At 68.9% G+C, this 14,744-nt stretch carries 20 protein-coding genes; 6 read left to right on the top strand and 14 right to left on the bottom strand.

Annotated features, from left to right (window positions below):
- The first annotated feature begins 136 nt into the window (after positions 1 to 136).
- The 3 genes from LIP_RS12810 to LIP_RS20610 all read left to right on the top strand — a co-directional run bounded on the left by LIP_RS12810 (position 137) and on the right by LIP_RS20610 (position 2,688).
- Positions 137 to 1,915: a DUF342 domain-containing protein gene (locus tag LIP_RS12810; protein WP_144440481.1), complete on the top strand. Its 1,779-nt coding sequence runs from the start codon at positions 137 to 139 to the stop codon at positions 1,913 to 1,915.
- Positions 1,916 to 1,972: 57 nt separating this feature from the next.
- Complete coding sequence (locus LIP_RS17995) at positions 1,973 to 2,107, top strand: DUF4402 domain-containing protein (RefSeq protein WP_082726300.1); 135 nt, start codon at positions 1,973 to 1,975, stop codon at positions 2,105 to 2,107.
- Positions 2,108 to 2,529: 422 nt separating this feature from the next.
- On the top strand, positions 2,530 to 2,688 hold the full coding sequence (locus tag LIP_RS20610) for a hypothetical protein (protein WP_407936385.1): 159 nt from the start codon (positions 2,530 to 2,532) through the stop codon (positions 2,686 to 2,688).
- On the opposite strand, the gene LIP_RS20085 is transcribed toward LIP_RS20610, so the two are convergent.
- Positions 2,660 to 2,794: a hypothetical protein gene (locus LIP_RS20085; protein ID WP_269433343.1), complete on the bottom strand. Its 135-nt coding sequence runs from the start codon at positions 2,792 to 2,794 to the stop codon at positions 2,660 to 2,662. The genes LIP_RS20610 and LIP_RS20085 overlap by 29 nt on opposite strands.
- Before the next feature lie 195 nt (positions 2,795 to 2,989).
- On the opposite strand from LIP_RS20085, the gene LIP_RS12805 reads away from it, so the two are divergent.
- Both LIP_RS12805 and pspAA read left to right on the top strand, forming a co-directional pair.
- Positions 2,990 to 3,691, top strand: a complete 702-nt coding sequence (locus LIP_RS12805; protein WP_068139099.1) for a PspA/IM30 family protein — start codon at positions 2,990 to 2,992, stop codon at positions 3,689 to 3,691.
- Positions 3,688 to 3,966, top strand: coding sequence for a PspA-associated protein PspAA (pspAA, locus tag LIP_RS12800; RefSeq protein WP_068139096.1), 279 nt, complete (start codon positions 3,688 to 3,690; stop codon positions 3,964 to 3,966). The genes LIP_RS12805 and pspAA overlap by 4 nt, the downstream gene beginning before the upstream one ends.
- A gap of 52 nt (positions 3,967 to 4,018) precedes the next feature.
- On the opposite strand, the gene LIP_RS12795 is transcribed toward pspAA, so the two are convergent.
- From LIP_RS12795 to htpX, 6 genes are all read right to left on the bottom strand, one after another.
- Positions 4,019 to 4,246, bottom strand: coding sequence for a type II toxin-antitoxin system HicA family toxin (locus tag LIP_RS12795; RefSeq protein WP_068139092.1), 228 nt, complete (start codon positions 4,244 to 4,246; stop codon positions 4,019 to 4,021).
- The gene (locus LIP_RS12790) at positions 4,243 to 4,446 is read right to left on the bottom strand and encodes a type II toxin-antitoxin system HicB family antitoxin (RefSeq protein ID WP_068139089.1); all 204 of its coding nucleotides are present in this window, start codon (positions 4,444 to 4,446) and stop codon (positions 4,243 to 4,245) included. Before LIP_RS12790 ends, LIP_RS12795 begins: the two co-directional genes overlap by 4 nt.
- A gap of 58 nt (positions 4,447 to 4,504) precedes the next feature.
- Entirely contained in the window at positions 4,505 to 4,939 is a 435-nt protein-coding gene (locus LIP_RS12785; RefSeq protein ID WP_068139085.1) for a type II toxin-antitoxin system VapC family toxin, read from the bottom strand.
- Positions 4,936 to 5,244: an SPFH domain-containing protein gene (locus LIP_RS12780; RefSeq protein WP_068139082.1), complete on the bottom strand. Its 309-nt coding sequence runs from the start codon at positions 5,242 to 5,244 to the stop codon at positions 4,936 to 4,938. Before LIP_RS12780 ends, LIP_RS12785 begins: the two co-directional genes overlap by 4 nt.
- Positions 5,245 to 5,401: 157 nt before the next feature.
- A complete protein-coding gene (pspAB, locus tag LIP_RS12775) occupies positions 5,402 to 5,971 on the bottom strand; it encodes a PspA-associated protein PspAB (RefSeq protein ID WP_068139077.1) in 570 nt (189 codons plus the stop codon).
- Positions 5,971 to 6,879, bottom strand: a complete 909-nt coding sequence (htpX, locus tag LIP_RS12770; RefSeq protein ID WP_068139073.1) for a zinc metalloprotease HtpX — start codon at positions 6,877 to 6,879, stop codon at positions 5,971 to 5,973. Before htpX ends, pspAB begins: the two co-directional genes overlap by 1 nt.
- A gap of 311 nt (positions 6,880 to 7,190) precedes the next feature.
- On the opposite strand from htpX, the gene LIP_RS12765 reads away from it, so the two are divergent.
- Entirely contained in the window at positions 7,191 to 8,132 is a 942-nt protein-coding gene (locus LIP_RS12765) for an SIMPL domain-containing protein (protein WP_068139070.1), read from the top strand.
- Between the two features lie 44 nt (positions 8,133 to 8,176).
- Here the strand turns inward: LIP_RS12765 and LIP_RS12760 are convergent, their stop codons facing one another.
- The 7 genes from LIP_RS12760 to LIP_RS12730 all read right to left on the bottom strand — a co-directional run bounded on the left by LIP_RS12760 (position 8,177) and on the right by LIP_RS12730 (position 14,744).
- Positions 8,177 to 8,887: an ABC transporter ATP-binding protein gene (locus LIP_RS12760; RefSeq protein ID WP_068139065.1), complete on the bottom strand. Its 711-nt coding sequence runs from the start codon at positions 8,885 to 8,887 to the stop codon at positions 8,177 to 8,179.
- Positions 8,884 to 9,657, bottom strand: a complete 774-nt coding sequence (locus tag LIP_RS12755; RefSeq protein ID WP_068139062.1) for an ABC transporter ATP-binding protein — start codon at positions 9,655 to 9,657, stop codon at positions 8,884 to 8,886. Before LIP_RS12755 ends, LIP_RS12760 begins: the two co-directional genes overlap by 4 nt.
- A complete protein-coding gene (locus LIP_RS12750) occupies positions 9,644 to 10,666 on the bottom strand; it encodes a branched-chain amino acid ABC transporter permease (protein WP_082726298.1) in 1,023 nt (340 codons plus the stop codon). Before LIP_RS12750 ends, LIP_RS12755 begins: the two co-directional genes overlap by 14 nt.
- A gap of 106 nt (positions 10,667 to 10,772) precedes the next feature.
- Positions 10,773 to 11,651 carry a branched-chain amino acid ABC transporter permease gene (locus LIP_RS12745; protein WP_068139059.1) on the bottom strand — a complete coding sequence of 293 codons (879 nt, stop codon included), beginning with the start codon at positions 11,649 to 11,651 and terminating at the stop codon, positions 10,773 to 10,775.
- A 106-nt stretch (positions 11,652 to 11,757) separates the two neighbouring features.
- Positions 11,758 to 12,903 carry an ABC transporter substrate-binding protein gene (locus LIP_RS12740; RefSeq protein WP_082726297.1) on the bottom strand — a complete coding sequence of 382 codons (1,146 nt, stop codon included), beginning with the start codon at positions 12,901 to 12,903 and terminating at the stop codon, positions 11,758 to 11,760.
- Between the two features lie 203 nt (positions 12,904 to 13,106).
- A complete protein-coding gene (locus tag LIP_RS12735; RefSeq protein ID WP_068139054.1) occupies positions 13,107 to 13,469 on the bottom strand; it encodes a tRNA-binding protein in 363 nt (120 codons plus the stop codon).
- A 69-nt stretch (positions 13,470 to 13,538) separates the two neighbouring features.
- Positions 13,539 to 14,744, bottom strand: coding sequence for an arginine deiminase (locus tag LIP_RS12730; protein ID WP_068139050.1), 1,206 nt, complete (start codon positions 14,742 to 14,744; stop codon positions 13,539 to 13,541).

Genomic DNA, 14,744 nt, shown 5'->3' with positions numbered 1-14,744 from the left:
CCGCGAGGCCGAGCGTGGACCCCAGGATAGGAGCGGTCAGGGCGAGGCAGGTCGGAGAGGTGCAGCCAGGCCCGTGAGCGGTCACTCGGAGCAGGCGGAGGCGGCCCCGGGCGCTGGGGGGGCTCCCCTTGCGGGGATGAGCCGGGTTTGGGTCGAGGGCGGCGAGATCCGGGTCCACCACGAGCCAGGGACCCGGCGCCATCCCGTGCTTCATCCGGGCCCCTACGTCCGGCTCTGGGTCAACGACGAGCCCGTGGTCGACACGCGGGCCATCTTCCCGGGCGACGAGGTCCGCGTGGAGGTCGGGCAGGAAGAGCAGCCGGTGGAGGTCCAGCACCGCGTGACCCCGGACGGGATGCACTGCTTCCTCTCCCTCAAGGGTGGCCGGAGCGGCCGGCTGAGGCTCATGGACCAGCCGCCCGCCCAGGAGCTGACCCTGGTGGCTGTCCCGGACCGTTCTGTCCCTCGCTCCGGTCCCTCGGTGAAGGATCTCGTCACGTACCTGCAGGAGGAGGCCGGGGTTCGCGTCCCCATCGACCAGGACGCCTTGCAGCGGCTCGTCGCGGGCCTGGAAGAAGAGCTGGAGGTGGCCGCGGGGACCCCGCCCGGCGAAAGCGAGGACGGCCGCGTGGAGTACCTGGTCCCCTTCTCCGTCGAGCGGGTGGAGGTCACCGACGAGATGACGGACGCGGTGGACTACCTGGACCTGCAGCGGATCCCGACGGTGACGGCCGGCACGACCCTCGCCCTGATTTCTGCCGGGCGCCGGGGGACGCCTGGGAGCGACGTCCACGGCCAGGTGGTAGAGGCTCGCGAGCCGCACCAGCCCGTTCTCAGGCCCGGTCCGGGGACACGGATGGTGGACGACGGGCGGGCGGTGGTGGCGACGCAGGCCGGACGGCCAGCCGTCCAGGGTGACCTTCTCATGGTTCTCCCCACCTACACCGTCCAGGGCGACGTGGACGTGGAGAGCGGGCACGTCCGCTTCGACGGGGACGTGGTCGTGCTCGGGAGCGTGAACGAGGGGACCAAGGTCGTGGCCGGAGGCCGGGTGACGGTGGCGGGGAGCGCGAGCGGCGCCACGGTGCGGGGGAGGCTCGGCGTGCGCGTCTCGGGCGGGGTGGTGGGCTCCACCCTTGCGGCCGGCGGGCTTGCCGCCACGGCACGAGCCCTGGTGGCCGAGATCAATCCCATGCTCCTGGCCCTGGAGCGTCTGCTCGCGTCCGTCCACTACCTCAAGCAACAGCCCGCCTACCAGAGCGGGCGCAGCCGCCGCCCCCCGGACGGGGTGCTCATCAAGCGGATGGTGGAGATGAAGTTCCGGGATCTGCCGGGGCTCGTCGAGCAGTTCCACGGGCGAAGCGAGGCCTTCGACGAGGTCGACGTCGGACTCGAGGACGTCGCCGCCCTGCTGCACAAGCTGCTCGTGGCACCGGGGCCGATGCTCCTTCAGGAGATCGACCCGCTGGAGGAAGCGATCCAGCAGCTCCGCGTGGCGGCCTACCGGTTAGAGGCCGACGCCGCAACGAGCGCGGACATCACGGTGCAGCACGTGCAGAACGCGAAGCTCCACGCGTCCGGACGGATCACCATCCGCAAGGGTTCCATCTTCAACTCGGAAGTCCTGGCGGGAACCGGGATCACCGTCCACCGCGGCGTGGTGCGCGGGGGATCCCTGCAGGTCTTCCGGGGGGAGATCAGCCTGGACGAGGTGGGGAGCCCTTCGGGCACCCGGACCTGCCTCGAGGTCGTGGAAGGCGGCAGCGTGCAAGCGAGGCTCCTTCACCCGAACGTGGTCGTCGAGATTGCGGGGAGGCGGTTCGTGGCAGACACCCTCCTGAGGCAGGTCCGGTTCACGACCACTCAGGATGGGGAGCTGAAGCAGGGGGTCTTCCGAACACCGCCCCCGGAGTGACCCCGGCGCAGCGTGCTCGTCCATCTTCGGGCCATGGGATTCTCGTGAAAGGGGGGGATGCGGGGCTCTCCGGGGACGCTCGACGGCACGGGGAACCAGACGCTGACGGTAGGCGCCACGCTCCGGGTGGGGGCCAGCCAGGTCGAGGGGGCGTACACGAGGACCTTCGACGTGACGGTCGAGTACAACTGACGCCGAGCTGGGGACTGGTGGTCACGGGCGACGTTCCGCCGCGCCTGGGCCGTGTGCCCCTGGCAGAACTTCTCCGGATCAACCCAGACGTGGTGGATGTGGACCACATCCTGCCGGGGAGCGTGATCTGGGTACCGTTGAGCGTTCGGTGACGCAACGGGTACGCCCGGTGGGCCACCTGCGGGCGGTCCCGGCTGAGGTCCTGCGGTTGAACCTGGAGAGCCCCGGGGTCGGGAGATTCTCCGAGGGGACACCCAGTTCGATCCCGACGTCGTGGCGGTGTCTGCCCGAATGGCGGGGGATGGGCAAGCGTGATCGTGGCGGGACTCCGAGAGTGAGGTCGTCCGGGTCAGTCCTCCGGGGGCCGGCTCTGCCGGGGTGGGCCGGAGCTCCCGCCACACTTTCTGTAAAGCCTGGTCCGGGTGGTGAAGCGGTTGGCTCCCCTCTTCGCGAGGGTGATCGAGCAGGGCGTCCGGGAAGGGGTCCTGAAGACCCGGCACTCCCAGGAGGTCGCCGAGTGGATCCTGACCGGCACCCTGCCAGGGCGCCGCTTCACGGGAGGGCCCCCGACCCCGCGGTAACCAGGAGGATCGCCCGCGACTCCACCAGCGCTCCGGCGAGAATCAGGGCCAGGCCCAGCAGCAGGAGCCCCCCACTCTCGGCCAGAGCCGTCTCCAGCAGTCGCATCCGCTCCCGACCTCCCCCGAGACGGTTCGGCGCCCCGACCGGGTCTCCTTCGTGCTGCGCGGCCGGTGGAGCCCGCTACCAAGCGGCCGGTGGCCCCCGCCCTGGTCACTGGCCCGGCGGCTGCGGTATAATGAGCCTCAGATCTCCGATCAAGGGGCGGGCCCGACCGGCCCGGACCCGGCAGGAGGGATTGCCGTGGGCGTGCTCTCCCGCATGAGCACCGTCTTCAAGGCGAAGGTGAACAAGATGCTGGACCGGGCCGAGAATCCGGAGGAGACGCTGGACTACAGCTACCAGAAGCAGCTTGAGCTGCTCCAGCAGGTGAAGCGGGGCGTGGTGGAGGTCGTCGGCCAGAAGAAGCGGCTGGAGCTTCAGGCCGTGCGGCTGCGGGAGCAGAACCAGCGGCTGGAGCAGCAGGCCAAGGATGCCCTCAAGCTGGGCAAGGAAGACCTGGCCGTGGAGGCCCTGCGGCGGAAGCAGCAGGCGGAGCTCCAGCTCCAGGACCTCGAGACCCAGATCAAGTCCCTGGAGTCCGAGCAGGAGAAGCTCGAACGGAACGAGCAGCGTCTCCGGTCCAAGGTGGAGAGCTTCCGCACCCAGAAGGAGCTCATCAAGGCCCAGTACTCGGCCGCATCGGCCCAGGTGAAGATCGGCGAGGCGGCCACAGGTCTCTCCGAGGAGCTGGCCGACGTGAACATGGCTGTCGAGCGGGCGCAGCGGAAGACCCAGGACATGCAGTCCCGGGCAGCCGCCATCGACGAGCTCGTGGAGAAGGGCACCCTCCAGGAGAGCTGGGGCGCGGCGGACCCGCTGGAGGAGGAGCTGCGGCGGGCCAAGCTGGACCAGGGCGTTTCGTCCGAGCTGGAGCGGTTGAAGCGGGAGGTGGCCGGCCAGTGATCGTCCGCATCATGACCGAGGGCCAGTACGAGATCAAGGGCGACCTCCTGGAGGAGCTGGACCGGGAGGACAACAGGCTGCTGGACGTGATCGCCAACGGCGACGAGGAGGGCTTCCGCCGGGAGCTCGAGAACGTCCTGGCGATCGTGCGTCGTGGCCGCCTCCTGGCCGACGACGAGCTCCACGAGTCGGACCTGATCCTGCCCGCCCCGGACACGGGGTTAGCTGAGGCCAAGAGCCTCTTCGCCGACTATCCCGAGGATTTGGTGCTCTGAAGCGTGAAGGTCCAGCGCGGCGCCCGGGGCATGACGCCGCGCTGTGCTTTGCCTACAGGAGCTCGAGGAATCGATCTGGACTGAGCCGGGCCTGCTCGAGGATGTGAGCAAGGGTTGACCGCTTGACCGGGCGGTGAGCGGGAACGATGAGCTTGAGGACCTCTGTCCCGATGTGTTTCTGCAGGCGGATGTGGCTACCTGTCTGCCGCACGATCGTCCAGCCGTCTCGCTGCAGGGCGCGGACGATCTTCGTGTAGGGCAGCGTGGGCACCTTGGTCATAGACTGATTTCCTTGACCAGTGTTCCATCCTCGGCTACCCAGTCGTCGTCCACCGGTGCAAGGTAGAGCTCGATCGCTTCTCGGACGTTGGCCAGCGCCTCGTCAACTGTCTCGCCTTCGCTGATACAGCCGGGGAGCGAGGGTACGTATACGGTGAATCCGCCCTCGTCGCTGGGTTCCAGTATCACCTGTAGTTTCACGTTTCCACCTCCTGCTGCCTTCATGGTCCTAAAAGGATCGCATGCTTCTCACAAGGGCTCATCGGGCGGCACTGCGCACGACCTCGGCTGGGTGAATAAGCGGATACCCATGGGACCGGCCGTTACGAACCAAGCGCTCGTCGAGCGTTGCAAGAGGAACCCCGTGCTCGACGGCCACGGCCAGATAGGCCGCATCATGGGCGCGAGAGACCCCGAGCGCTCGGGCGATGGCGAGGGCTTGAGCGTGGAGGTGCTTAGCAGCGGTCATCTTGATCCGTAGACTCAACGCTGCCTGCAGAACGATATCGGTGGTCGCGGGGTCGAGTACGTTGGCGTACTCGAGGCGACGCAGAGCCGTCGTGACCTCGTACCACAACAGCCGGGGTGCCAGGAGCTCGTCCTGCTGCTCGAGCCACATCCTCGCCTCCGCGTGATAGGCTTGCCCCGGCAGGAGGGCCCGGACGATCACCGACGCATCGACGACCGCGCTCACTCTGGCTCGCCCAGGATCTCACGAATCCTGTCTTCCTCGGCTTGGTCCACGGCTGCCAGAATGGTGGAAGGATCGATGTCAACGCCGCGTTCCTTCAGCTGGTCCAGCAGTGCCTGGGTCGCCCGCACCCACTGGGCCGGCGAGTACGAAGGGCCGGGATCCTCTTCCGCGAGGTATTGGGAAACCGCCTCCCGGACTACGGAACTCGCGCTGGGCGGAAGGGGGTAGCGGTCGCGATACGCGGCCAGCTCCTTGACCAGCCGCTCGCCCAGGTAGACGGTGCTGTCTGCTCGCTTTCGCGTCATGGGGGTCACCTCCTACCACATGTACCACATATACCACATATCTCTAGATGGGTCAATCCCTCCGCGGAAGGGTGGACCAGGAGCCGGTTAGGTGCCGTCCCCGTCGGTGAGTCCCGGCGCGGTCCGGCCCGGGAGGCCTGTTTACAGTCCGGCTGGGCTACAGCGGCATCCCCCACATGGGGTACCAGCGGGTGACGTCGGGCTCGATGGGCATCTCCTTCTCCAGGGCAGCCTGGAACTGGAACTCCAGGTCGCTCTGGCGCTCCTTGCCCGAGCCGGTAGGGAGGAAGGGGTAGAAGCTGCCGCGCTTGTAGTTGTAGATGAGGTAGGCGGGGCGGCCGTCGGCCGTGAACCGGAAGACGGCGGCCAGGAGCTGGGGGCCGTAGCCGTGGCTCTCCAGCTCCCCGGCCGCCATGTGAAGGAGGGCCACCAGGTCGTCGAGCTGGGGGTCCGTCAGGACGATCCAGCGGTAGCGGTAGGAATCGGTCTCCACCCGCACGTCGGAGTGGGTCTCGCCCGCAGCGGCCCGCACCAGCTCCTCGAGCTCCTGGTCCACCTGCCGGAAGTCGCCGGTCGTGACGGGCTTCAAGCAGACGGCCGCCTTCCCGTCGGGATGCCAGCCCAGCTCGCCCTGCAGGGTGAGCTGGGCCGTGGTGAGGGCGAAGAGCCCCTCGGGCCGTGCCTTGGGAAGACGGGTCCGTCCCAGGAGGGCGTCGAACCAGCGCATCAGCGCCGCATCTCCTCTTCGATCCGCTTGAGCTGGGCCAGCCTACGCTCAAGCGAGGGGTGGGTGGAGAAGAGCTCCGCCAGCCCCTCCCCGCCCACGGCCGGCATGATGAAGAAGGCGTTCATGCCTTCGGCCTCCCGCAGGTCGCGCTGGGGCACGACCTTCAGGCGGCCGCTGATCTTCACCAGGGCCGAGGCCAGGTGGGAAGGCGCGCCCGTGAGGATCGCGGCGCCCCGGTCGGCGGAGAACTCCCGGTAGCGGGAGAGGGCCCGGATCAGGAAGAAGCTGAGGACGTAGACCAGGATCGAGACCAGGTAGACGATGGCCCAGCTTCCGCCGTTCCGGTCGTTGCGGCCGCCCCCGAAGCCGCCGAAGAGCCCCGCGTAGAAGAGGTGCTGGGTGAGGTAGGCCGCCAGGGTGGCGAAGAAGCTCGCAAAGGTGATGACGGCTACGTCCCGGTTCTTGACGTGGGTGATCTCGTGGGCGAGGACCGCCTCCACCTCGTGGGGCTCGAGCTGGTCCAGCAGGCCGCGTGTGACGGCCACCGTGGCGTTCTGGGGATTCCGCCCCGTGGCGAAGGCGTTGGGGATGCGGAGGGGCGAAAGGGCCACCTTGGGCTTGGGCAGGTCGGCGATGGCCGCCAACCGCCCCACCATGTCGTGGAGCTCGGGCGCCTGCTGGGGCGAGACCTCTCGGGCGCCCATGGAAAGAAGCGCCAGCTTGTCCGAGAAGAAGTACTGAGCCGCCAGCATCAGGCCTAGGACGATCGCCATGGTCTGGATACCTGCGCCCGCCTGAAGCAGAACCACGGTGAACAACAGGTACAGACCAGCCAAGAGGAACATGGTCAGGAACATCCTGGCGGTCAGACCCGGATCGGCCGGTAGGGTTCGGGTGCGTGTCGCCATGCTCGTGCCTCCTTGATGGCTCTGCAGGCCTTCAGGGCCCGCCGGCCCCGAATGGGCCGGTTGGCCGAGACTCCCCGCACCGGCATGCGCGTGCCGTCCGGGTCGTCCTACCATGCATTCTACGTCAGGCCCCGGTTCCGCACAACGCCTGCCGGCCTCAAGGCCCCTGTGACGGGCCCGGACGCAGATCGCACCGAGCCCGTCCTGCCCAGGCCCGGGGCACTGGCTGCGGCTTCCGGCAGGGACGGGCCCGGTCTGGAAGAATGCAGTGGGGCGAGGAAGGATCTGTCCACCAAAGGGGTGTCTTGCCCATGACCCTGCTCCACCTGAAGGCGCGCGCCCGCCGCCCCGTGTCCCTCGGGATCCGGAGCGAAGAAGCCGGTCAAGGGGACGCGCGGTTCCGGGGGCGCGCCGGTGCTCCGCTGACCGCCCGCCTGGTCGGCCTCACCGCGGCCCTCCTCCTGTCCTGGACGCTGGCCGGCGCGAGCGCCTGGGCCCAGGAACCGGCCCCCGAGCCCATTCCCTACGGCAAGCTCAGCGTGGAGGGAGTGGCCCGCCGCAGCGTGGCGCCCGATCAGGCCACCATCGACTTCGGCGTGCGGCAGGAGGCCACCAGCGCCCAGGCGGCCTTCGACAGCGCCCAGTTCGTCCTCTCCAACATCGTGGTGGCCCTCAAGGCCAACGACGTTCCTGAAGAGTCCATGCGCACCACGGGGCTCACCCTGCGGCCCGTCTACCAGCACGACGAGGGCGAGCCCAAGCTGGTGGGCTACGCGGCTGAAGGGAGCGTGCGGGTGGAGACCAAGGACCTCCGGCGTCTGGGCAACCTCATCGACGCCGCGGTGGCCGCCGGGGCCAACCGCATCGAGAACCTGCAGTACGCCCGCAGCGACGCGCGCTCTCTCCAGGAGGAGCTTCTCGACGAGGCCGCGGCGCAGGCACTCCGTCGGGCCGAGCGGATCGCGAAGGCCCTGGGGCAGGAGGTGAAGAGCGTCGCCCAGGTCCACGAGATCTCCGGCGGTCTCGTTCCGCTGGGGAGGGGCGCGGCCTTCGAGGCCGCAGCCGGTTCGGCCGCGGTGGTCCTACCGGGATCGTTGACCGTGGAGGTGCGCATCCAGGTGGAGTTCGTCCTGGCGCCCTCCAAGACCGCCCCGCCCCGGGCGGACACCTTCCCTTCGGCTCCGGAGCAGGGTGGGAGGAGCGGCGGTACCGGAGGCGGTACGGATGAGACGGCACCACCCGCTGGCTCGTAGGGTGGGTCGCTCCGTAGACGCGGACCCTGGGTGAGAGGGCGCCGCTACCCGCCCAGATAGGCCCGGCGCACCTCCGGGTCGCGGGCGAGGGTGGCCGCGTCCGCCGCGGCCTGGATGGTGCCGGTCTCGAGCACGTAGCCCCGATGGGCCAGCCGCAGCGCCTGGTGGGCGTTCTGCTCGACCAGGAGCAGGGTGGTTCCGTCCCGGTTGATGGCGGCCAAGGTCTCGAAGATCTCCTCCACCAGAACCGGGGCCAGGCCCATGGAGGGCTCGTCCAGGAGCATCAGCCTGCCCCGGGTCATGAGGGCGCGGCCCACGGCCAGCATCTGCTGCTCGCCCCCCGAGAGGGTACCGGCGAGTTGGGCTTTCCGCTCGTCCAGGCGGGGGAAGAGGCCAAAGACCCGCTCCAGGTCCTGGGACACCTTGGGCCGGTCCCGGCGGCCGTAGGTGGCGAGGAGCAGGTTTTCCAGCACCGTCAGGTTGGCGAAGATCCCGCGGCCCTCGGGGACGTGGCAGATCCCCAGCTGCACCAGGCGATGGGCGGGGAGGCGGGCCAGATCCGCGCCGGCAAAGCGCACCTCGCCGGATCTGGGGGCGACCAGCCGGGAGATGGCCCGCAGCGTGGTGGTCTTTCCCGCCCCGTTGGCGCCGATGAGTGTGACGATCTCGCCCTCCCCCACGGAGAGGTCGATGCCGTGCAGGGCCTCGATGGCGCCGTACCGCACCCGTAGGCCCCGCACCTCCAGCAGGCTCACGCCTCCCGTGCCCCCTTCCCCAGATAGGCCTCCAGGACCCGCGGGTGCGAGCGAACCTCGTCGGGGCTGCCCCGAGCGATGAGCCGGCCGAAGTCCAGGACGTGGATCACCCGGCAGATGCCCATCACCACCCGCATCTGGTGCTCGATGAGGAAGATCGTCACCCCGAAGCTGTCCCGCACCCACAGGATGAGCTGCATCAGCCGCTCCACCTCGGCGGGGTTCATGCCCGCGGCCGGTTCGTCCAGAAGCAGCAGGCGGGGCTGGGTGGCCATGGCCCGGGCGATCTCCAGCCGGCGCTGGTCCCCGTAGGGGAGGCTGCCAGCCCGCTCGAACGCGTGACGCTCCAGACCGAAGCGGGCCAGCAAGTCGAAGGAGGTGGCAAGGATCGCATCCTCCTCGTCCCGGAAGGCGGCGCTCCGGCCCAGCCAGGCGCCGATGCCGTAGCGCACCCGGGCGAAGTGGGCGACGCGCACGTTGTCGAGAACCGTCAGGTCCTTGAAGAGCCGGATCGACTGGAAGGTGCGCGCGACGCCCCGCTCCACGATGCGGGCCGGGGAAAGGCCCACCAACTCCTGGCCAGCCAGACGGATGGAGCCCTCCGCAGGCCGGTAGACTCCTGTCACGAGGTTGAAGACCGTGGTCTTGCCAGCCCCGTTGGGACCGATGAGGGCTGTCACCTCGCCCTCCTCCACCCCGAGAGAGACGTTCGAAAGGGCCTGCAGACCGCCGAAGCGGTGGCTGACGTGCTCCAGTTCAAGCAGGGCCATGGGGGCTCGCACTCCCTTCGGGAGCGGATGGCGCAGCACCGCCGCCGGAATCCACCGTCCCATACCCCAGCCGGGCCAGGCGGCCCCGGAGACCGCGCTCGTCGCGGGGGACCAGCCCCACGAACTCCCGTAGCCCCATGATGCCGGTGGGGCGGAGGATCATCAGCAGCACCAGGAGGAGCGGTGCGATGGCCAGCCGCCACTGGCCCAGGAAGCGGAGCCATTCCAGCGCCACGGTGTAGAAGGTGGCCCCGATGACGGAACCGGCCAAGGATCCGATGCCCCCCAGGTAGACCATCACGAGGATCTCGGTGGAGCGGATGATGTCGAAGCTTCGCGGGTTGATGAACTGGACCACGTGGGCGAAGAGGCCACCCGCCACCCCCGCCAGGGCGGAGGAGAGGACGAAGGCGTAGAGCTTCACCCGGCGGGTATCCACGCCCAACAGGTCTGCGGCTACCTCGTCCTCCCGGATGGCCAGCACGCCTCGGCCCAGGTTGGCGTGGATGAAGTTGCGCAGCACGTAGAGGGCGAGGGCGGTCGAAGCGAAGACCCACGGCAGGCTGGTCAGCCGCTGCATGCCCAGGAACCCGCGGGGGCCGCCGATCGCCTCGACGTTCTCGATGGCGCTCTTCACGATCATGTTCAGGGCGAGGGTGACGATGGCCAGGTAGTCGCCCCGGGTACGGAAGGAAGGGAAGGCCACCAGGAGACCCACCACCCCCGCCGCGGCTCCGCCAGCGACCAGTGCGAGCGGGAAAAGGTACGGGGCAGCCTGAAAGGGGAAGAGCCGCACCGTCATCAGGGAGGAGACGTACGCGCCCACCGCCATGAAGGCGGCATGGCCCACCGCGAACTCGCCCATGTAGCCGTTCACCAGGTTGAGGCTGGCGGTGAGGATGACGTTGATGCCCACGTACATGAGGATCTGCTGCTGGTAGGGGTTCAGCCAGCCATGATGAGCGATGGCCCACGCAAGCGCGAAAGCAGCGGCCAGAAGCCCGGGCATGCCGTAGGGCAGGGCGAAGAAAGAAGCGGTGGCCGTGAACGCCTGCTTCCGAAGGCGACCGAGGCCTGTCGAGGATGGTGCTGCGATGGTGAGTCCCTCCCTATGGCTACACCTTCTGGACCTCGCGCCGCCCCAGGATCCCCTGGGGCCTGAAGACCAGGAGGATCAAGAGCAGCCCGAACGCGATGAAATCCCGGTAGGTGGAGGGTAGGTAGGCAGCCACCAGGATCTCCACCATCCCCAACAGGTAGGCGCCCAGCATGGCGCCCCGGATCACCCCGATACCCCCCACCACGGCGGCTACGAAGGCCTTCCAGCCCACGAGCACCCCCATGTACGGCTCGATCACGGGGTAGGCGGTCGCGTACAGAAGCCCGCCGGCCGCCGCGAGCCCCGAGCCGATGGCGAAGGTGAGCGCGATGATGCGGTCGACCGAGACGCCCATGAGGGGTACCACGGACTTGTCCCACGAGACGGCGCGCATGGCCATGCCTGTCAGGGAGCGGTTGACGATGCGGTCCAGCACCACCATCAGCACCACCGCCACGATGAAGATGACCAGGTGCACCGTGGTCACCCGCACGGGGCCCAACCGGTAGACGACCGTCTCGATCAGCGGCGGGAGGTGGCGGGGCTGGGCGCCCACCGAGGCCAAGGTGAAGTGCTCCAGGAAGAGGCCGACGCCCAAGGCCGTGATCACCGCCGACACCCGGGGGGCGTTCCGCAGGGGGCGATAGGCGAAACGCTCGATGAGGACTCCCAGCAGGGCGGTGGCCGCCATGCTCAGGAGCAGCGTGGGCACGAAGGGGAGGTCCAGCAGGACGGCGGCGAAGAAGGCAAGGAAGGCACCCACCATGAAGATGTCGCCGTGGGCGAAGTTGATCAGCCGGAGCACACCGTACACCAAGGTGTAGCCCAGCGCGATGAGGGCGTAGATGCTGCCGAGTTGAAGCGCGTTGACGATCTGCTGGGCGAGAAACTGCATAGCCCGCCTCCCCACCTCGGGTCGCTCGGGCGGTGCCCGGACGGCCGATGGCGTGATGCCCCGCGACCCGCAGGCCGGCTGCGGGCCGCGGGGCTCGATCCGCAGCCTAGGGCGACGCGGCGCCGTAGTACCGGAACTGGCCGTCCTGAATCCGGATCACCACGGCGCTCTTTTCAGGGTCGCCCGTGCCGTGGAAGCTCATGGTGCCCGTCACGCCCGTGAACTGGCTGATCTGGGCCAAGGCCTGGCGGATCGCTTCCCTCTCCCAGGAGCCTGCCTGTTGGATGGCGTGAAAGAGCATGCCGAAGGCGTCGTAGGTAAGGGCGGCCACGTCGTCGGGTGTGGAGCCGTAACGCTCCTCGTAGCCCTCGATAAACGCTCGCGCCTCGGGGGTGGCAATGTCGGGGGCATAATGGGTCGTGAAGAACTGGTCGTTCATCACCGCGCCACCCAGCGCGACGATCTCGGTGCTGCCCCAGGAGTCGCTGCCGATGATGGGCCCTTCGTACCCCAGGTTTCGGGCCTGCTGCACCTGGAGCGGCACCTCGCTGTAGTAGTTGGGCAGGAAGAGCACGTCAGGGTTCAACGAGACGATGCGGGTGATCTGGGAGCTGAAATCCCGGTCACCGGTGGTGTAGGTCTCAAACGCCACCACCTGCCCGCCCAGCTTGGTGAACGAGCTCCTGAAGATCTCAGCGATGCCCTTGTTGTAGTCGCTCGCGACATCGTAGAGGACGGCCGCCCGGCGAAGCCCCAGATCCCTGTAGACGAAGCCGGCCACCACCTGCCCCTGGAAGTCGTCGGTGAAGCAGGCCCGGAAGACGTAGCTCTTGCCGGCGGTGGTCTGAGGATTCGTGGACCAGGGCGAGATCATGGGCGTCCGGGCCGACTCCGCGATGGTGGCCGCGGGGATAGCGTCGCGGCTCGCGTTGGGCCCCACCATGGCCACCACCTGGTCCTGGTAGATGAGTTTCTGGGCCACGGCCGCCGCCGCGGCCGGGTCGTCGTGGTTGTCCTCCACCAGGAGCCGGATGCGATGGCGGGCGCCACCCACCAGGAGACCTCCCTGGGCGTTGACCTCGTCCACGGCCATGAGGGCCGCGTTCCGGCTCGACTGGCCCACCACCGGGATGCTGCCCGTCAGCTCCGCGTTCAGACCCACCACGATCTCCTGAGCCTGGGCGGACGAGGGACCCGCCATCCACGCGAGGACGAGGGCCGCCAGCACGAAAAGGCCAGGGGAACGACGCAAGAAGCGCTCCTCCTCTCATGATGTGAATGTCGTAGAACCGGGGAACAGGAAGCTTGAAAAACGGAATTCCACCGCAAGGGAGCCAATTCCTGCTGGCGGCTCAACGCAACCTTATCAGGCGATGGGAGGCACGCGCACGGGGAAGGGGAGAGACGGCGGACCTCAGCACCTCGGGCCGGCCTGGGCGCTGAGGCGGCCGAAGGTCAGGAAATGGGCGAACCGGGCTCGACGGGCGCGTCGGGCTGGAGGAGCACAATACCCTGCCGCGTCTCGGCGCCCAGGACCAGCACCTCCGAGACGAAAGGGCCTACCTGCCGTGGCGGGAAGTTGACCACCGCGACCACCAGCCGCCCTACCAGCTCCTCAGGGTGGTAGAGGCTGGTGATCTGGGCGCTCGACCGGCGGACGCCCAGGGGACCGAAGTCGATCCAGAGCCGGTAGGCGGGCTTGCGGGCCTGGGGGAAGGTTTCGGCCCGCTGGACCCGCCCGACGCGAAGGTCCAGCGCCTGGAAGACGTCCACGCCCACCTGGGGACGGGGAGGTTGGGAAGCCGGGGTTTCGGGCATGGGCGATCCTCCCAGCAGGAAAGGGTTGTGGCGGAAACGGCGGCCGGCACGTGGCACCGCGGCGGCCCATCAGCCCAGCGGAAGCCGATCCAAGGGCAAGCTCATGCACCGGGGGCCGCCGCGGCCCCGCACCAGCTCGGACCCTTCGATCTCCAGCACCTCGATCCCTGCCCGCTGCAGCGTGCGGTTGGTCGCCTCGTTGCGGTCGTAGGCGATCACCTGGCCCGGCGCCACGGCCAGGACGTTGGTGCTGTCGGCCCACTGCTCCCGGGCCGCGGTGATGGGGTCGTCGCCGCCGGAGCGGAGCAGCTCCACCCGGTCCACGCCCACGAGCCGGGCCAGGCTCCGGGCCAGGTCGGTCGTCTCCTCGGCCCGCACGCGGCCGTCGTCGAACGCCAGGCGGAAGAGGCGCAAGCGCTCCTCGATGCCCGGGTAGATCAGGAAGCGCTCGCGATCGACCATGGTGAAGACGGTGTCCAGGTGCATGAAGGCCCGGCGGGACGGAATCTGGAGCACCAGGATCTCCCGCAGCGCCCCCGCGGCGAAGAGCCTCTCGGCCACCACCTCGATGGCCGCCTCGCTGGTTCGCTCGCTCAGCCCCAGCACCAGGGCGCTGGGGGCGACCGCCAGGATGTCGCCTCCTTCGATGCCGGTGGGCAGGGGTTCCTCCCACCATGCTTTCACCCCCTGGAAGAGCGGGTGGTGGCGGAGCAGCGTCCGGAGGAAGGCCGTCTCCCGCCGGCGCGCCCGGTGCGTCATCTGGCTCACCAGCAGGTTCGGGCCGATCATCGCCCCATGGTCGCGGGTGAAGTACATGCTGGGGAGTGGGTCCAGGTAGAAGGGGTTGAGCGGGGCGGTGAGGTCGCTCAGGGACGGCGTCTGCTTCCAGCGACGGACGGCCTCCTTGGTGATCCCGGCGATGAGGCGGTCCGGGAGCTCCTCGGGGGGCACCTCTTCCAGGAGGCAGCGGCGCACTGCCGCGCGGGCGGGGTCCCGGCGGAGCCGGCTGGCCTCGAGCTGGCTCTCCACCATCTCTTCCCGCAGCTCGGGGTCTCGGGCCAGGTCCCGCAGGAGGTCTTCCACGTAGTAGACGTGCACGCCGAGTGCTTCCAACTGGCGGGCAAAGCCGGCATGCTCCCGCCTGGCCTGGGGTAGCCACGGGATCTCCTCGAAGAGGAGCCGCTCCAGGTCGCGGGGCACCAGGTTCTCCAGCTCTGGACCGGGCCGGTGGAGGAGAACCGCCTGCAACCGCCCGACCTCGCTTTCCACCTTCAC

The organism is Limnochorda pilosa, from assembly GCF_001544015.1.
GTDB lineage: Bacteria > Bacillota > Limnochordia > Limnochordales > Limnochordaceae > Limnochorda > Limnochorda pilosa.
Note: the sequence above shows the minus strand (reverse complement) of the source record. Positions and strands in the feature narration are given on the sequence as shown.

Excerpts from the sequence above, each read along its gene's own strand:
- LIP_RS12810 (WP_144440481.1), top strand. The coding sequence starts at position 137 with ATGAGCCGGGTTTGGGTCGAGGGCGGCGAGATCCGGGTCCACCACGAG.
- LIP_RS17995 (WP_082726300.1), top strand. The coding sequence starts at position 1,973 with ATGCGGGGCTCTCCGGGGACGCTCGACGGCACGGGGAACCAGACGCTG.
- LIP_RS20085 (WP_269433343.1), bottom strand. The coding sequence starts at position 2,794 with ATGCGACTGCTGGAGACGGCTCTGGCCGAGAGTGGGGGGCTCCTGCTG.
- LIP_RS12795 (WP_068139092.1), bottom strand. The coding sequence starts at position 4,246 with ATGACCAAGGTGCCCACGCTGCCCTACACGAAGATCGTCCGCGCCCTG.
- LIP_RS12780 (WP_068139082.1), bottom strand. The coding sequence starts at position 5,244 with ATGACGCGAAAGCGAGCAGACAGCACCGTCTACCTGGGCGAGCGGCTG.
- pspAB (WP_068139077.1), bottom strand. The coding sequence starts at position 5,971 with ATGCGCTGGTTCGACGCCCTCCTGGGACGGACCCGTCTTCCCAAGGCA.
- htpX (WP_068139073.1), bottom strand. The coding sequence starts at position 6,879 with ATGGCGACACGCACCCGAACCCTACCGGCCGATCCGGGTCTGACCGCC.
- LIP_RS12765 (WP_068139070.1), top strand. The coding sequence starts at position 7,191 with ATGACCCTGCTCCACCTGAAGGCGCGCGCCCGCCGCCCCGTGTCCCTC.
- LIP_RS12755 (WP_068139062.1), bottom strand. The coding sequence starts at position 9,657 with ATGGCCCTGCTTGAACTGGAGCACGTCAGCCACCGCTTCGGCGGTCTG.
- LIP_RS12750 (WP_082726298.1), bottom strand. The coding sequence starts at position 10,666 with ATGCCCGGGCTTCTGGCCGCTGCTTTCGCGCTTGCGTGGGCCATCGCT.
- LIP_RS12745 (WP_068139059.1), bottom strand. The coding sequence starts at position 11,651 with ATGCAGTTTCTCGCCCAGCAGATCGTCAACGCGCTTCAACTCGGCAGC.
- LIP_RS12735 (WP_068139054.1), bottom strand. The coding sequence starts at position 13,469 with ATGCCCGAAACCCCGGCTTCCCAACCTCCCCGTCCCCAGGTGGGCGTG.